The organism is Rhodococcus sp. Q1 (genome assembly GCF_004153645.1).
Lineage (GTDB): Bacteria > Actinomycetota > Actinomycetes > Mycobacteriales > Mycobacteriaceae > Rhodococcus > Rhodococcus gordoniae.
In genome coordinates, this window is record NZ_SDMJ01000003.1 from 712911 (window position 1) to 728174 (window position 15264).

Genomic DNA, 15264 nt, shown 5'->3' on the forward strand with positions numbered 1-15264 from the left:
TCGTGCCCGGTGCGGGCGGTGACGACGCTTCGGGCGCCGCTCCGCTCGCCGTCACCCCGCAGCTCGCGGACTTCGCCGCGGAACTCGGGTTCCCCCTCGACCCGTTCCAGATCGAGGCGTGCCGCGCCCTCGAGGGCGGCCATTCGGTGCTGGTGTGCGCCCCCACCGGCGCCGGCAAGACCGTCGTCGGCGAGTTCGCGGTGTACCTGGCGCTGCAGGCCGGCTCCAAGTGCTTCTACACCACCCCGATCAAGGCGTTGAGCAACCAGAAGTACGCCGACCTGTGTGCCCGGCACGGCCGCCACTCGGTCGGTCTGCTCACCGGCGACCAATCCGTCAATTCCGATGCGCCGGTGGTGGTGATGACCACCGAGGTGCTGCGCAACATGATCTACGCGTCGTCCACCGCCCTGATCGGGCTCACCCACGTGGTGATGGACGAGGTGCATTTCCTCGCCGACCGGTTCCGCGGCGCGGTGTGGGAAGAGGTGATCCTGCACCTGCCGGAGGACGTGCGGCTGGCGTCGCTGTCCGCGACGGTGTCCAACGCCGAGGAGTTCGGCGACTGGATGACCACGGTGCGCGGCGACACCACCGTCGTCGTCGACGAGGTGCGGCCCATCCCGCTGCACCAGCACATGATGCTCGGCTCCCGCATCTACGACCTGTTCGACCGCCGCGCCGACACCGAGACCGCCCCGACCCGGCGGCGCCGCGACATCGTCGTCAACCCCGAACTGGCGTCGGCGGTGCGGCAACGGCAGAGCCTGTCCGGGATGGACCGCTGGGGCGAACGCGGCCCCCGCTTCCGGCCGCCGCCGCGCCCGGAGGTCATCGCCCGCCTCGACCGCGACGGTCTGCTGCCCGCCATCACCTTCGTGTTCAGCCGCACCGGCTGCGACGCCGCGGTGCAGCAGTGCCTGCGCTCGGGGTTGCATCTGACCGACGAGACCGAAGCCGCCGAGATCCGCCGGATCGTCGACGAACACACCCGGGACCTGCCGCGCGGCGACCTCGAGGTGCTCGGCTACGCGTCGTGGCGCACCGCCCTCGAACGCGGCATCGCCGCCCACCACGCGGGGATGCTGCCGGCCTTCCGGCACACCGTCGAGGAACTGTTCGTGCGTGGGCTGGTGCGGGCGGTGTTCGCCACCGAAACCCTCGCCCTGGGCATCAACATGCCGGCGCGCACCGTGGTGCTCGAAAAACTCGTCAAGTTCAACGGCGACACCCACGCCGAACTGACCCCCGGCGAGTACACGCAGCTGACCGGCCGCGCCGGGCGTCGCGGCATCGACGTCGAAGGCCACGCGGTGGTGCTGTGGCAACCGGGCGTCGAGCCGGCCGCGGTCGCCGGGCTCGCCTCCACCCGCACCTTCCCGCTGCGCAGTTCGTTCCGCCCGTCCTACAACATGGCGGTCAACCTCATCGACGCCGTCGGCGTGGACCGGTCGCGGGCGCTGCTCGAGATGTCCTTCGCCCAGTTCCAGGCCGACAAGTCGGTGGTCGGGCTCAAACGCGGCATCGACCGCAACGAGACCACCCTGGCGCAGCTGCGCGACCAGCTCGGCGGTGAGGACAGCGAGATCCTCGACTATCTGCGGATGCGCGCCGAACTGACCGACGCCGAACGCGCCCACGAGCGGCGCGGAAAGCAGGATCGGCGGACCGCGGCGGTGGCGTCGCTGGTGCCTCTGCGCCGCGGCGACATCATCGCGGTGCCCGCCGGCAAACACACCGGGCTGGCGGTGGTGGTTCTGCCGGACACCGACGCCGGCGATCCGCGGCCGCAGGTGGTCACCGCCGACGGCTGGTCCGGTCGCCTCTCGGCCGGGGATTTCCCGACGCCGGCGACGGTGCTGGGCTCGTTGCGGCTGCCGCGGCACGTCGATCACCGCACCGGCCGCGGGCGCCGCGACATCGCGTCGGCGCTGCGATCGAAGGGCCTGGTGCCGCCGCGCCGTCCCAAGCGCAGCAAGGCCAAGGGCGACACCCGCGAGATCGACGCGTTGCGCCGCGAGCTCAAGCACCATCCGGCTCGCAAGCATCCCGATCTCGATGCGCTCGCGCGTGTCGGGGAGCGCTACCACCGGTTGCTGCGCGAGACGCAGCAGCAGCGTCGCAAGGCCGCCGCGGCGACGGATTCGCTGGCGCGCACCTTCGAGAAGATCGTCGCGCTGCTCACCGAACGTGGCTATCTCACCGAGGGTGCCGATCCGGCGACCACCGAGGCGGGGGAGCGGCTCGCCCGCATCTACACCGAGTCGGATCTGCTGGTCGCCGAATGCGTGCGCCGCCGCGCCTGGGCGGGACTGTCCGCCGCCGAGCTGGCGGCGGTCGCCTCGGCGGTGATCTACGAGTCGCGCACCGACGAGCCGGTCACCGTCGTCGGACCCACGGGGCCGATCCGGCACGCGCTGGCCGAGACCACCCGGATCTGCGACGGGTTGCGGGCCGACGAGATCCGGCACCGGCTGCCCCCCACCCGGGAACCGGATCTGGGATTCGTCACCGCCGCCTACACGTGGGCGTCCACCGCGTCGCTGACCGAGGCGCTCGTCGCCGCGGAGGCGGCCGGCAAGGAACTCTCGCCCGGGGATTTCGTGCGGTGGTGCCGGCAGCTGATCGATCTGCTCGACCAGATCCGCACCTGCGCGGACGATCCGGAGCTCGCCCGCACCGCGGGCAAGGCGGTCGGGGCGGTGCGCCGCGGTGTCGTCGCCGTCGATCCCACCGCCGAGTAGCTCGCCCGGCGGGCGTGGATGCTCGGGCGGCGGGTGGACGCTACCGTATGGGCACACAACGGAAGGGTGAGTGGAGACGACGATGACCGGGCCGAACGAACCGCAGGACTCGCCGGGGCAGAGGCCACCGGAATCGACGGATCCGTGGGCACCGAACCCGACGTCCGGGGGCGGTGAGCAGCCCGGGTCGCCGTGGGCGCCGCCCGCCGGCCGACAGCAGTGGGGGCAGGGCAGCGGCGCCGGGTGGGGGCAGGCGCCCGGCGGGCAGTCGCCGTGGCAACCCGATGCCGGAGCCGGTGCGGGCGGGACTGCCCCGCAGCCCGGGTGGGCGCCGCCCACCGGGCAGCAGACTCCCGGGCACCAGAACCCGTGGGGTGCCCCGGCCGGGGCGCCGCAGCAGGGTTGGGGTCCGGCCCCGCAACAACCCACCCCCGGCTGGGATCGACAGGCGCCGGGCCAGCAGGCACCGGGGTGGGGGCAGCAGCCGGGAGCACGACCATGGGGAGCACCCGGTCAACCGGTGCAGCCCGCACCCGGCTGGGGTGGGCAGCAGCCCGGCGGCGCGCAGCCCTGGGGTGCGCCGGCGAACGCCTGGCAGCAGCCCGGCGGCGCACCCCCGCCGAACGGGAAGTCGAAGCTGCCGTGGATCCTCGGCGGCGTCGGGCTCGTGGTGGTGCTCGCCATCGTCGGGATCCTCGCCGCCACCATGTTCGGCGGCAAGGTCCTCGACACCGAATCCACCCAGGCCGGCATCGCGAAGGTGCTCACCGAGTCGTACGGGGCCGGGCAGGTCGGCGACGTGCAGTGCCCGAGCGATCAGAAGGTCGAGGCCGGGCACAGCTTCACCTGCGCGGTCACCGTGGACGGCCAGTTCCGGGAGGTCACCGTCACCGTCACCGACGACAACGGCACCTACGAGGTCGGCCGCCCCAACTGACCGAGACCGGTCAGCGGTCGGCCAGCGCCGCGACCAGCGCGGACACCGGCCGCTCCAGACCCCACCGCTGCGCCAGCGCGGTGAGCTGCTCCGGATCGGCCGGTGCCGCCGGCAACACGTCCGAGCGGGACAGGTCCACGTCGGCGTCGGTGGCCACCCGCACCACCGGCAGCGCCGCATCCAGATAGTCCGCGGCCGCGGCGAGTTTCACCCGCATGCCCTTCGCCAGCGACGTCGACTCGTCGAGTGCCGCGGCCCGCACCGCCTCGAGCGAGCCGTACTGTTGCAGCAGCGACGCGGCGGTCTTCTCGCCGATCCCCTTGACGCCGGGCAACCCGTCCGAGGGGTCGCCGCGCAGCGCCGCGAGTTCGGCGTAGGCGACGCCGGCCCGCTCGGCGGGCACCCCGTAGCGTTCGGCGACCAGCGCCGGATCGAACAGTTCGGCCTTGGCCAGGCCGCGCCCGGCGTAGAGCACCCGCACCGGCACCGGGCTGTCGGTGACCACCTGCAGCAGGTCGCGGTCGCCGCTGACCACGATCACCCGGTCGGTGGTTTCGCGGGCGGCGAGGGTGCCGAGCACGTCGTCGGCCTCGAATCCGGCCGCCCCGCCGGTGGCGATGCCGGCGGCGGCGAGCACCTCGAGGATCACCGGCACCTGCGGCAGCAGCGCCGGCGGGACCTCCTCGACGGTGCCGTCGGACCCGGCAGCGACCCGGTGCGCCTTGTAGCTCGGGATCGCCGCGACCCGGAAGGCCGGGCGCCAGTCCAGATCCAGGCACACCACCAGCCGGGTGGGGCGGTGGGTGCGGATCAGCGAGGCCACCATGTCCACGAAGCCGCGCACCGCGTTGACCGGGCTGCCGTCGGGGGCGGTGACCTTCTCCGGGATGGCGTGGAAGGCCCGGAACCACAGGCTCGCGCCGTCGAGCAGCATCAACGTGGGGTCCGGTGCGGGCGTGGGGTTCTCCGGTGCGGTCACGGACCACATCCTGCCAGCCATCCAGCTGCGGCCACTAGGCTCGGATGCATGACCACTGCCGCCACCCGATTCCCCGCCGACCGTTACGCGGCCCGCCTGGCCCGCGCCGCCGAACTCGGTGCCGCCGCCGGTTTCGACGCGCTGCTCATCACCCCCGGACCGGACCTGCGGTATCTCACCGGTTCGCGCGCCGAGTCGTTCGAACGCCTGACCTGCCTGGTGATCCCCACCGACGGCTCCGGCGCCACCGTGGTGGTGCCGCGCCTGGAACTGGCGTCGCTGCACGACTCCGCCATCGGGGAGCTGGAGCTGCCGGTGCGGGACTGGGTGGACGGTCAGGACCCCTACGCGCTGGTGCGCGAACTCGTCGCGGCCGTCGGGGGGTTCGCGGTGGCCGAGGCGATGCCGGCGCTGCATCTGGTGCCGCTGACCGCCCGGTTCGGCACCACGCCGGCGCTCGCGACGTCGGTGATCCGGCAGCTGCGGATGGTCAAGGACGCCGACGAGGTCGAGGCGTTGCGCCGCGCCGGTGCCGCCATCGACCGGGTGCACGCCCGCATGGGTGAATGGTTGCGTGCCGGGCGCACCGAAGCCGAGGTGGCCGCGGACATCACCGCGGCGATCGTCGAGGAGGGGCATACCGCGGCGGCGTTCGTCATCGTCGGTTCCGGCCCGCACGGCGCCGACCCGCACCACGAGGTGTCCGACCGGGTCATCGACTCCGGCGACATCGTCGTCGTCGACATCGGTGGTCCCGTCGAACCGGGCTACTACTCGGATTCGACCCGCACCTACAGCATCGGCGAGCCCGCCCCGGAGATCGCGACGAAGATCGCGGTGCTCGAGAAGGCGCAGCAGACCGCCGTCGACGCGGTGCGTCCCGGGGTGCGGGCCGAGGACGTCGACGCCGCCGCCCGCAACCTGCTCGCCGCCGCCGGCTACGGGGAGGTGTTCGTGCACCGCACCGGGCACGGCATCGGCCTGTCGGTGCACGAGGAGCCGTACATCGTCTCCGGCAACGACGACATCCTGCAGCCCGGCATGGCGTTCAGCATCGAGCCGGGCATCTACTTCCGCGGCGAGTGGGGTGCGCGGATCGAGGACATCGTCGTCGTCACCGAGGACGGCTGCGAGTCGATGAATCTGCGCCCGCACGGATTGACGGTGCTGCCGGGCTGAGACCCGCCACCGCGCCCCGCAGGGCGACCCGGGACACTGGCCGCATGAACCACACCGCGCAGGGAACCGTCGTCATCTTCGGGGGTCGCAGCGAGATCGGCGTCGAGGTCGCCACCCGGCTCGCCCCGGGCCGCACCGTGATCCTGGCCGCGCGTCGCGCCGACGACCTGGCCGACGAGTGCGCCGCCGTGCGGGCGGCGGGCGCGACGGCGGTGCAGACGGTCGAGTTCGACGCCGACGCCCTCGACACCCATCCGGCGGTGCTCGACCGCATCGCCGCCTTCGGACCGATCGATGTGGCGGTGCTGGCCTTCGGCATCCTCGGCGAGCAGGCCCGCGCGGAAACCGATGCGGCCCATGCCGTGTCGATCGTGCACACCGACTATCTGGCGCATGTCGCGTTGCTCACCGAACTGGCGCAGCGGCTGCGCGCCCGGGGCTCGGGGCGGCTGGTGGTGTTCTCCTCCGTCGCCGGATGGCGGGTGCGTCGCGCCAACTACGTCTACGGCTCCGCGAAGGCCGGCCTCGACGGCTTCGCGTCCGGTCTGGCGGATGCCCTGCACGGCAGCGGGGTGTCGCTGCTGCTGGTGCGCCCCGGTTTCGTGATCGGCCGGATGACGGAGGGGATGAGCCCGGCACCGCTGTCGAGCACGCCACCGCAGGTCGCGGAGGCGACGGTGCGGGCGCTGCACCGCGGGCGCGGGGAGGTGTGGGTGCCGGCGGTGCTGCGGCCGGTGTTCTTCGGGATGCGCCTGTTGCCGCGCGCGATCTGGCAGCGGATGCCGCGATGACACCTGCCGTAACCCGCCACGGCGCCGTCGGACAAGGACGGCTCCGTGCCCAGCAGTAGCGTAGAGAGCTCGGGACATGAAATGAGTGGCTCGAAGACGAGTTCGATGAACTGTGGCCGACCCGGGGCTTGATCCCGGAATGTAGGTCATGCCCGACTGATCGCGATTCGGAGTCGACCGAGTCGCCTTCGCGCAGACGGGCTGTTGTCGATTGTCGGGCGGTACAGCCCTTGTCGGCACAGATCCGGTCGTCGGGGACCCGGGCCCGAGCGTTGCGCTGGTAGATCTTGGCCCGCGGCGCTGCATCGAGCCGGGCCCGATCAGGATTCCATCCATGAGGCGACCGAAGTGCTGGTCGGATCAGCTGTACGAGACCGACATGCAGGACGGTCGGACGGCCGTCTACCCCAGGACATGGTCGAGCGCCTACTTCCGCCGCGACAAACTCACGGTTCGAAACCGACCGATTTTGCGTTTGTTTCGTTTGCTGCGTATATTTCATTCGGAGGAGGTGGGCGATGTCCGCGATCGAACGTCCCAGTGCCATGGAGCAGGAGCAGGCACGACAGGCACTGAACGCTCTGCGGGACGTCGAACCCGGTCCCGACACGGTCGACGTCACCGTCGCGGGGACAACCGAGTCCGTGCATCTGCCGAGCGCGGCCCTGGAACTGATCAAAGACGTCTTGGCCAACATGGCTGCCGGCCAGGGAGTGACTGTCGTTCCCGCCCATGCCGAGCTGACCACCCAACAGGCAGCCGAGCTGCTCAACGTCTCGCGCCCGCACGTGATCAAACTCCTCGACCGAGGTCTCATCCGCTACCGGCTCGTGGGCCGGCACCGCCGGATCCTGGCATCGTCACTTCTCGAGTACCGGCGTACCCAGCAGCGAGATGCGCGCGGGGCGGCGGACGAGCTGGCCGCGCTGTCCGAGGACCTCGGACTCTACTGACGTGACCTTCATCGTCCTCTACGACGCGAACGTGCTGTACCCGAATGTGCTGCGGGACGTCCTTATCCGCCTGGCCCAGACCGGTTTGGTGCACGCACGGTGGAGCGAGCGGATTCTCGACGAGACGTTCCGCAATCTCGCTGCCGACCGACGGGACATCCCCACCGACACCCTGGCCAGGCTGCGGGAGCTGATGAACCGAGCGGTGCCGGACTGTGTGGTCACCGGGTACGAGGTGCTCATTCCGGCGTTGAGGCTGCCCGATGAGGACGACCGGCATGTGCTTGCCGCGGCGATCCGCTGCAGCGCGCAGGTGATCGTCACCGCGAACCTGCGTCATTTCCCCGATACCGAACTTGCCCAGTTCGGCATCCAAGCCCTGCACCCGGATGAGTTCGTCATGGATCTGTTCACGCTCGACGGGGCGCGGGTACACCAGGCGATCAGCGCTACCGCCGCGGCGTGGCGCAACCCGCCCGGTACACCGGCCGACGTATGCGACCGCCTCGCCGCAGCGGGCCTACCGATCTCCGCCGCAGCGTTGCGCCGCTGAAGATCACGATGCACGCCCGCGACCGTGTTGTTCCGCGACCACCTTGTGAACACCCTGAACTGGTGCGTTGATCCACTGCGGAGGGCGAACCGAGGTTCTGAGACGGCACGGCGGTGCAACGCATCCTGGTGGACCGGGTCGGTCTCGAGGACGAACCTGCACGCTTTGCCGTCGGCTACTGCCCCCACACCCGGCGAGGTGCTCGATCGACCCAACCTGCCCGCTCAGCTGCGGCGGGATTCGAGCAGCCGCAGCCAGATTTCGCTGATGGTGGGGTAGGACGGCACCGCATGCCACAGGATGTCCAGCGACACCTGCCCGACCAGGGCGATGGTGGCGGCGTGGACGAGTTCGGCGACCTCCTGGCCGACGAAGGTCGCGCCGACGAGCGTGTCGGTGGCCCGGTCGACGACGAGCGCGGCGTGCCCGGCGTAGTCGTCGCGGGCCAGCGCGGCGCCGGCGACATCGAGGTCGGCCTCGAGGACCTCGACGTCGAATCCGTCGGCGCGGGCCTGGTCGGCGGTGCGGCCGACCGCGGCGATCTCCGGGACGGTGAAGATCACCTGCGGGATCTGCCCGTGGTCGGCGCTCGCCCGGAACCGGGGTCCGTCGGTGGGGCGGTTCTCGGCGCGGGCGGCGATGACGTCCCCGCACACCCGCGCCTGGTATTTGCCCATGTGGGTCAGCGCGGCGCGACCGGCGATGTCCCCGACCGCGTAGAGCCACTGCCCGCCCACCCCGTCGACGGTCAGATCGTCGGCGACGCTCACCTTCCCGTCGGACAGACCCACAGTGTCGAGACCGAGCCCGTCGAGGGTGGGCCGGCGGCCGGCGGCGACGACGATCTCGTCGACCTCGACGGTGCTGGCGTCGGACAGTTCGACGGTGGCGGGGCCGCCGTGGATGCGGCCGATGCCGGTGTCCTTGACGTCGGAGCGCTGCACCGAGCGGATCTCGGTGCGGTACCGCACATTCAGGCCCTTGTGGGCCATGCGGTCGGCGACGCGTTCGGCGGCGAACGGCTCGACGCGCGGCAGCAGCCGGTCGCCGCGCACCGCGACGGTGAGTTCCTCGGCGCCGAGTTGCCGCAGCCAAGTGGCGGTTTCACAGGCAACGACCCCGCCGCCGACGACCAGCACCCGGCGGGGGACCTCGAGCAGGTTCGTCGCGTCCCGGGAGGTCCACGGCAGCGCATCGCGCAGGCCGGGCAGGTCCGGGATCGACGGGACGGTGCCGGTGGCGAGGACGACGGCGTGCCGGGCCTGCAGGCGCCGCTCCCCGTCGGCACCGGAGACGGTGACGGTGCGTTCGCCGTCGAGGCGGCCGTGGCCGCGCACGACGGCGATGCCGGCGCTCTCCGCCCAGTGCACTTGCGAGCTGTCGTCGCGATGGTGGGTGAAGCTGTCGCGGCGGGCCAGCACGGCCGGTACCTCGACGCCGTGGGCGCTGATCTTGTCGGCGACGCCGGGCATGTTGCGGGCGGTGGCGAGCACCTGGGTGGGGCGCAGCAGCGCCTTGCTGGGCATGCACGCCCAGTAGGAGCATTCACCGCCGACGAGTTCGTGTTCGACGAGCACCGCGGTGCGGTCGCTGCCGGCGATGGCGTACCGGGCGGCGTTCTCCCCGGCCGGGCCGGCGCCGAGCACGATCACGTCGTAGGTGTCGGTTTCCCCCGTCGCACCGGTCATGGCTTCACGGTAGGTGGGGATGCGGCCGCTGCGCGGGGGTTCGGTGGCACCGGTCCGGTTCGCGAAGTCCGCCGTGCGGGGCTGGTCAGCGCAGGTGCGGGGAGTCGGCGTCGAACACCAATCCCATGGGGGCGAGCACCCGCACCACCTGCTCGGCGGTCCACTCGTCCAGATCGCACAGCAGCACCGACCGCCACGGGGTGACGATCACCGGACGGTCGACGGCGGCAAGGAACTCCGCGAGACGGGCGGGGAGGATCCCACCGGGCAGGCCGCCGGCGAGGGTGACGGCCCCGTCGGGCTGGTCGAGCCAGCCGATCGGTGGCCGCGGCCCCGCCGGGACCGGCTCCGGATCACCGGTGGGGCCGGTCGGTGGGCCGAGCAGCGCGTCGGCGGCGTCGGCGGGGTCGACGCGCACCCCGGTGTCGGCGCCGTCGCGGATCACCGCGAACCGGCCGTCGGGGCGGGCGAGGACCGCGACGGTGGGGGCGAGGGCGACGATGTCGCCGGTGCCGTCGTCGAGCCCGACCACCGTGCCGGCCGGCACCGGCTGCTCGACGACCCGTGCCCCCACGGTGGCGGTGAGCTCGCGCAGGTCGCGGTGCCCGCCGATACGGCCGCTGAGCGGGGAGACGAGAAGCCGTGCGCGGGTGGGCACGTCGACGGTCAGACCGGCGGAAGCGAGAGCTGCGGCGATGGCGGCAGGGTCGCCGCGCACCTGCAGCTGGGCGTGGGCGGTCAGATGCAGTTCGCCGCCGCCGTGGGTGTGGGCGAGCTCGGCGAGCACCTGTATCTGCGGAGAGGTCAGGTGCCCGGCGGGCAGGTGCACGTCCACAGCGGTATCGGCCATGCCCGCCAGGGTAGAACGCGCCGGACGCGGGACGCGCGGTGCCGGTGGACCGTGCGGTTTGTAGGGTGGGATCCATGCCCGATTCGACGACCCCGACATTCGCGGACCTCGCCGCCGCCACGTTCGTGCTGCTGACGACCTACCGCAAGGACGGCAGCGCGGTGGGCACCCCGGTGTGGGCGGCGCCCGACGGGAACCGGCTGCTGGTGTGGACGGTCGCCGACGCCTACAAGGTGCGGCGACTGCGCCGCGATCCGCGGGTGTCCCTGGCGATCTGCGACGCGCGCGGCAACCCGAAGTCGGCGGCCGTACCCGGCACCGGGGAGGTGCTCGACGCCGACGGCTCGGCGCACGCCCGGTCGGTGATCGCCCGCAAGTACGGGCTGCTCGGCCGGATCATCGTCGGCGCGAGCGTGGTGCGTCGTGGCCGCACCGGCACCGTCGGGTTGGCGTGTGCGCTCGATCCCGCCGACGACACGGCAGGCCGGTAGACGTCGTGGCGCGCTCTCACACCTACCGGTCCCAGGCGATCGCGGTGGCGCTCGCGAGCAACCCGCTGATCTCCGGTTCGAGTCGCTGGAAGTGGTTGCGCCGCGCCGGTGTCGACGCCGCACCGCCGAGCCTGATCCACACCGGCGTGGTGGTGCAGGGCCTCGGCCGGCTCACCCTCGGCGCGGGCTCGTTCGTCAACCACGGCTGCTATTTCGACACGGTCGCCGACATCACCCTCGGGCAGCGGGTGTTCCTCGGCGACCACGTGCGGGTGCTCACCAGCAGCCACCGCATGGGCACCGCCGAACAGCGCGCGTCGACGCTGACGGGGGAGCCGGTGACCATCGGCGACGGCGCGTGGATCGGCTCCGGTGCGGTGATCATGCCGGGCGTGAGCATCGGCACCGGTGTGGTGATCGGCGCGAACTCGCTGGTGACGAAGGACTGTGCCCCACACACGCTGCATCTGGGCAGCCCCGCCCGGCACGTCCGCGACTTGGACTGACCCCGCACCGGCAGCCCCGCCCGGGTCGTCCGATCCCGTAGGGTCCGTGGTGATCTCGGCCTCACCTGCGGGGCCGAGCCGATCGAACCCAGTTCAGGAGAGCGCATGTCCGTGCACGAGTACACCGTGGCCACCGCCGACGGCGGCAGCGAGGATCTCGCCCGCTTCGCCGGCCGGCATCTGCTGATCGTCAACGTCGCCAGCAAGTGCGGCCTGACCCCGCAGTACGAGGCCCTCGAGGCGCTGCACCGCGAGCTGGGCGAGCGCGGCCTGCAGATCCTCGCGTTCCCGTGCAACCAGTTCGGTGGTCAGGAACCGGGTAGTGACAGCGAGATCCAGGAGTTCTGCCGCGTGAACTTCGACGTCACCTTCCCGGTGTTCGCGAAGGGCGATGTCAATGGCGACGATGCGCACCCGCTCTACCGGCACCTGCGCGCCGAGGCTCCCGGTGATTTCGGGCCGCAGCACGGTTTCCTGTTCGAGCACGTGAGCAAGACCCGCCCCGAGGCGATCGGCACCGACGAGGTGAAGTGGAACTTCACCAAGTTCCTCGTCGACCCGCAGGGCGCGGTGGTGCGCCGCTTCGAGCCGACGGTCACCCCCGAGGAGATCGGCAAGGAACTCACCGACCTGCTCTGAGCCCCTACCGGTCCGGTCGATGGACGTCACCGACCGGACCGGAGGTCAGTGGGCGGCGCTGACCGAGGACATGTGGAAGTCGGGGATGCGCATCGGCGGCATCGCGGTGCGGGTGAACCAGTCCTTCCATTCCCGGGGCAGGGTGCGTTCGGTGGCGCCGATCTCGGTGGCGCGGCCGAGCAGATCCACCGGAGACTCGTTGAACCGGAAGTTGTTCACCGCCGCCCGCACCTGCCCGTCCTCGATCAGATACACCCCGTCGCGGGTCAGGCCGGTCAGCAGCAGCACCGCCGGATCCACCTCCCGCAGGTACCACACGGTGGTCAGCAGCAGGCCGCGTTCGGTGCGGGCGATCATGTCGTCCACATCGGCGGTGCCACCACCGGTGAGCAGCAGATTCTCCCCCGGCGCGGTAGGGACGGCCCCGAATTCGGCGGCGGTGGCCCGCGGATACGCAAGGGCGTGCAGGGCGCCGTCGCGGAGCCAGTCGACCCGCCCGGCGCTCATGCCGGTGTCGAACACCGAGACGCTGTCGGTGGAGGCGGTGGCCACCACGAACGGCGGACAGCCGAGTCCGGGCGCGGCCGGATCGGAGGTCAACGTCACCGGCAGCGCCGCGATCTGCTCGCCGAGGCGGGTGCCGCCGGGCCCCGCCCACACCGAGCGGCCCTCCGCGGCGCCGCGCCCGTCGAGCGACCACAGCAGCGGGATCAGCAGATCGGCGACCACCGACGGCGGCAGCACCGTCTCGTACCGGCCGGCGGGCAGGTCGACGCGGGTGCCGGCCCAGTCCAGCCGCCGCGCCAGTTCGGCGCGCAGCGGATCCATGGCGATGTCGGTGAAGTCGACGGTGCCCGCCCCGACCCACGCGCTCGCCCCGGTCGGGCCGCCGCGTTTGCCGTTGATCTCGAGCGACCCGTCGCGCTGCACCCAGCGGCGCCGCACCCCGGTGGAGGTGCCCAGCCACAGGGTCGTGGACTGGTGGTGCGCGAACCCGTACAGGGCGTCGGTGTCGTCGAAGCCGGCGGTGAGCCCGTCGAGGAGCGGGGCGAAGACCTCGACGTCGGTGCCGACGGCCGGATCGTCCCAGTGCGGGTCGGTGTCGTCGCCGTCGAGCAGCGGCATCGCATCGGGCGCGGCCGGGGCCTGCTGCGCCGCGGCCCATGCCGCGGCGACCACCGGCGCGATGTCGTCGGCGTCGACGATCGCGGCGGTGACCACCCCGCAGTGCGCCCCGCCGGGGGTGCGGCGGATCGCGACGATGGTGGCGCTGCGGGCGCGCGCGGACCCGTTGGTGGTCATCGAGTTGCCCGCCCACCGCAGCGACGCCTCGGCGCCGTCGGTGACGATCACGAGGGTCTCGTCGGCGGGGGAGGCCGCCAGGGCGGTCTCGACGAGTCGGTCTCCGGGGATCATCGGCCACCTTCCTGCACCGTGTTGAGCACGTTCACGCCGCGCACCAGCACCGACGGGCAGCCGTGCGAGACCGCGGCGACCTGCCCGGGTTGCGCCTTGCCGCAGTTCATCGCTCCGCCGAGCCGCCAGGTCGACGCACCGCCGACCGCCTCGAGCGCACCCCAGAACTCGGTGGTCGACGCCTGATAGGCCACATCGCGGACCTGCCCGGCGAGCCGCCCGCCGCGGATCCGGTAGAAACGTTGCCCGGTGAACTGGAAGTTGTGCCGCTGCATGTCGATCGACCAGCTGCGATCGCCGACGACGTACAGCCCGTCGTCGACCCCGGCGATCAGATCGGCGGTGCTGCGGTCGACCGTCGGATCGGGTTGCAGCGATACGTTCGCCATCCGCTGGATCGGCACGTGATGCGCCGAGTCGGCGTAGGCGCAGCCGTTCGAGCGGGCCACCCCGAGCTTGGGCGCGAACGCCCGGTCGAGCTGGTAGCCGACGAGCACTCCGTCGCGCACCAGATCCCAGGACTGGGCGGCGACCCCGTCGTCGTCGTAGCCGACGGTGGCCAGCCCGTGCGGTTCGGTGCGGTCGGCGGTGACGTGCATGGCGGCGCTGCCGTAGCGCAGGCTGCCGAGCAGGTCGGGGGTGGCGAAGGAGGTGCCGGCGTAGGCGGCCTCGTAGCCGATGGCCCGGTCGTATTCGGTGGCGTGCCCGACCGATTCGTGGATGGTCAACCACAGATTCGTCGGGTCGATCACCAGATCGGTGCGGCCGGCGGTCACCGACGGGGCCTGCGCCTTCTCGGCGAGTTGCTCGGGCAGCTCGGCGAGCTCACTGCTCCAGTCCCACCACCGGTCGGAGGCGAGGTACTCCCAGCCGCGGCCGGTCGGCGGGGCCAGGGTACGCAGCGACTCGAAGGTGCCGGCCGCGCGGTCGACGCGGGTCGCCTCGAGGTCGGGGTGGATCCGCACCCGCTGCTGGGTGATCGTCGACCCGGCGAGATCGGCGTAGAAACTCTGTTCCTTGACCAGCGTCACATGGGCGCCGACGTGGTCGACCCCGGTAGCGTCCTGCAGTCGCCGCGAATAGTCCTCGAGCACCGCGATGCGCTCGGCGGCGGGGACGGTGAACGGATCGATCTCGTACGGCGAGACCCACACCGCGTCGCGGTGCACCGGTTCGTCGGCCCACCGCACCGGATCACGATTCAACGCGCGCAGGGTGCGGGCCACGGCCACCGCGCGGGCCGCGGCGTCGGCGGCGCCGTCCGGGCCGGGCACCGGATGCGACGCGAACCCCCAGGTGCCGTCGAGCAGCACCCGCACCGCCACCCCGCAGTCGGTGTCGTCCACCGCGGCCTGCAGGGCGCCGTCGCGCAGGGTGCTCGTCCAGGTCCGCAGTCGATGTACCCGCACATCGGCGTGACTCGCGCCCGCCGCCCGCGCCACCGTCAGCGCCGCGTCGGCGGCCGCCTGCAACGGAAGGGCCAGGAAATCGTCGTCCACCGCGCTCACCCGCCCACCCTATCGCCGGTACGCACCGAG

Annotated in this window: 14 protein-coding genes; 9 read left to right on the forward strand and 5 right to left on the reverse strand. The window is 72.1% G+C overall.

What is annotated here, in order from left to right; all coding sequences use genetic code 11:
* The first annotated feature begins 2 nt into the window (after positions 1 to 2).
* Together EQ874_RS11940 and EQ874_RS23210 are read left to right on the forward strand one after the other, a co-directional pair.
* A complete protein-coding gene (locus tag EQ874_RS11940) occupies positions 3 to 2744 on the forward strand; it encodes a DEAD/DEAH box helicase (RefSeq protein WP_207213537.1) in 2742 nt (913 codons plus the stop codon).
* Positions 2745 to 2826: 82 nt separating this feature from the next.
* Positions 2827 to 3681, forward strand: a complete 855-nt coding sequence (locus tag EQ874_RS23210; protein WP_242496731.1) for a DUF4333 domain-containing protein — start codon at positions 2827 to 2829, stop codon at positions 3679 to 3681.
* 10 nt (positions 3682 to 3691) lie between these two features.
* On the opposite strand, the gene EQ874_RS11950 is transcribed toward EQ874_RS23210, so the two are convergent.
* Positions 3692 to 4669 carry a 5'-3' exonuclease gene (locus EQ874_RS11950; RefSeq protein ID WP_129976857.1) on the reverse strand — a complete coding sequence of 326 codons (978 nt, stop codon included), beginning with the start codon at positions 4667 to 4669 and terminating at the stop codon, positions 3692 to 3694.
* A 39-nt stretch (positions 4670 to 4708) separates the two neighbouring features.
* On the opposite strand from EQ874_RS11950, the gene EQ874_RS11955 reads away from it, so the two are divergent.
* From EQ874_RS11955 to EQ874_RS11970, 4 genes are all read left to right on the forward strand, one after another.
* A complete protein-coding gene (locus EQ874_RS11955; protein ID WP_129976858.1) occupies positions 4709 to 5839 on the forward strand; it encodes a Xaa-Pro peptidase family protein in 1131 nt (376 codons plus the stop codon).
* 44 nt (positions 5840 to 5883) lie between these two features.
* Positions 5884 to 6630: an SDR family NAD(P)-dependent oxidoreductase gene (locus tag EQ874_RS11960; protein ID WP_129976859.1), complete on the forward strand. Its 747-nt coding sequence runs from the start codon at positions 5884 to 5886 to the stop codon at positions 6628 to 6630.
* A gap of 518 nt (positions 6631 to 7148) precedes the next feature.
* Positions 7149 to 7583, forward strand: coding sequence for a helix-turn-helix domain-containing protein (locus EQ874_RS11965; protein WP_129976860.1), 435 nt, complete (start codon positions 7149 to 7151; stop codon positions 7581 to 7583).
* Position 7584: 1 nt separating this feature from the next.
* Positions 7585 to 8136, forward strand: a complete 552-nt coding sequence (locus EQ874_RS11970; RefSeq protein WP_129976861.1) for a PIN domain-containing protein — start codon at positions 7585 to 7587, stop codon at positions 8134 to 8136.
* A gap of 224 nt (positions 8137 to 8360) precedes the next feature.
* On the opposite strand, the gene EQ874_RS11975 is transcribed toward EQ874_RS11970, so the two are convergent.
* Positions 8361 to 9824 (reverse strand): NAD(P)/FAD-dependent oxidoreductase, encoded by a 1464-nt coding sequence (locus EQ874_RS11975; protein WP_129976862.1) that lies wholly within the window; start codon positions 9822 to 9824, stop codon positions 8361 to 8363.
* A gap of 85 nt (positions 9825 to 9909) precedes the next feature.
* Positions 9910 to 10674 carry a precorrin-3B synthase gene (locus EQ874_RS11980; protein WP_129976863.1) on the reverse strand — a complete coding sequence of 255 codons (765 nt, stop codon included), beginning with the start codon at positions 10672 to 10674 and terminating at the stop codon, positions 9910 to 9912.
* Between the two features lie 74 nt (positions 10675 to 10748).
* On the opposite strand from EQ874_RS11980, the gene EQ874_RS11985 reads away from it, so the two are divergent.
* The 3 genes from EQ874_RS11985 (at position 10749) to EQ874_RS11995 (ending at position 12310) form a co-directional block, all read left to right on the forward strand.
* Positions 10749 to 11165: a PPOX class F420-dependent oxidoreductase gene (locus EQ874_RS11985; protein WP_129976864.1), complete on the forward strand. Its 417-nt coding sequence runs from the start codon at positions 10749 to 10751 to the stop codon at positions 11163 to 11165.
* 5 nt (positions 11166 to 11170) lie between these two features.
* Complete coding sequence (locus tag EQ874_RS11990; protein WP_129976865.1) at positions 11171 to 11671, forward strand: DapH/DapD/GlmU-related protein; 501 nt, start codon at positions 11171 to 11173, stop codon at positions 11669 to 11671.
* A gap of 105 nt (positions 11672 to 11776) precedes the next feature.
* The gene (locus EQ874_RS11995; RefSeq protein ID WP_129976866.1) at positions 11777 to 12310 is read left to right on the forward strand and encodes a glutathione peroxidase; all 534 of its coding nucleotides are present in this window, start codon (positions 11777 to 11779) and stop codon (positions 12308 to 12310) included.
* Between the two features lie 45 nt (positions 12311 to 12355).
* Here EQ874_RS11995 and EQ874_RS12000 read toward each other — a convergent pair whose 3' ends face one another.
* Together EQ874_RS12000 and EQ874_RS12005 are read right to left on the reverse strand one after the other, a co-directional pair.
* Positions 12356 to 13726, reverse strand: coding sequence for a metallopeptidase TldD-related protein (locus EQ874_RS12000; protein WP_129976867.1), 1371 nt, complete (start codon positions 13724 to 13726; stop codon positions 12356 to 12358).
* Complete coding sequence (locus EQ874_RS12005) at positions 13723 to 15234, reverse strand: TldD/PmbA family protein (RefSeq protein WP_064065501.1); 1512 nt, start codon at positions 15232 to 15234, stop codon at positions 13723 to 13725. The genes EQ874_RS12000 and EQ874_RS12005 overlap by 4 nt, the downstream gene beginning before the upstream one ends.
* Between the last annotated feature and the right edge of the window lie 30 nt (positions 15235 to 15264).

Excerpts from the sequence above, each read along its gene's own strand:
- EQ874_RS11975 (WP_129976862.1), bottom strand. The coding sequence starts at position 9,824 with ATGACCGGTGCGACGGGGGAAACCGACACCTACGACGTGATCGTGCTC.
- EQ874_RS23210 (WP_242496731.1), top strand. The coding sequence starts at position 2,827 with ATGACCGGGCCGAACGAACCGCAGGACTCGCCGGGGCAGAGGCCACCG.
- EQ874_RS11980 (WP_129976863.1), bottom strand. The coding sequence starts at position 10,674 with ATGGCCGATACCGCTGTGGACGTGCACCTGCCCGCCGGGCACCTGACC.
- EQ874_RS11995 (WP_129976866.1), top strand. The coding sequence starts at position 11,777 with ATGTCCGTGCACGAGTACACCGTGGCCACCGCCGACGGCGGCAGCGAG.
- EQ874_RS12000 (WP_129976867.1), bottom strand. The coding sequence starts at position 13,726 with ATGATCCCCGGAGACCGACTCGTCGAGACCGCCCTGGCGGCCTCCCCC.
- EQ874_RS11955 (WP_129976858.1), top strand. The coding sequence starts at position 4,709 with ATGACCACTGCCGCCACCCGATTCCCCGCCGACCGTTACGCGGCCCGC.
- EQ874_RS11965 (WP_129976860.1), top strand. The coding sequence starts at position 7,149 with ATGTCCGCGATCGAACGTCCCAGTGCCATGGAGCAGGAGCAGGCACGA.
- EQ874_RS11960 (WP_129976859.1), top strand. The coding sequence starts at position 5,884 with ATGAACCACACCGCGCAGGGAACCGTCGTCATCTTCGGGGGTCGCAGC.
- EQ874_RS11950 (WP_129976857.1), bottom strand. The coding sequence starts at position 4,669 with ATGTGGTCCGTGACCGCACCGGAGAACCCCACGCCCGCACCGGACCCC.
- EQ874_RS11985 (WP_129976864.1), top strand. The coding sequence starts at position 10,749 with ATGCCCGATTCGACGACCCCGACATTCGCGGACCTCGCCGCCGCCACG.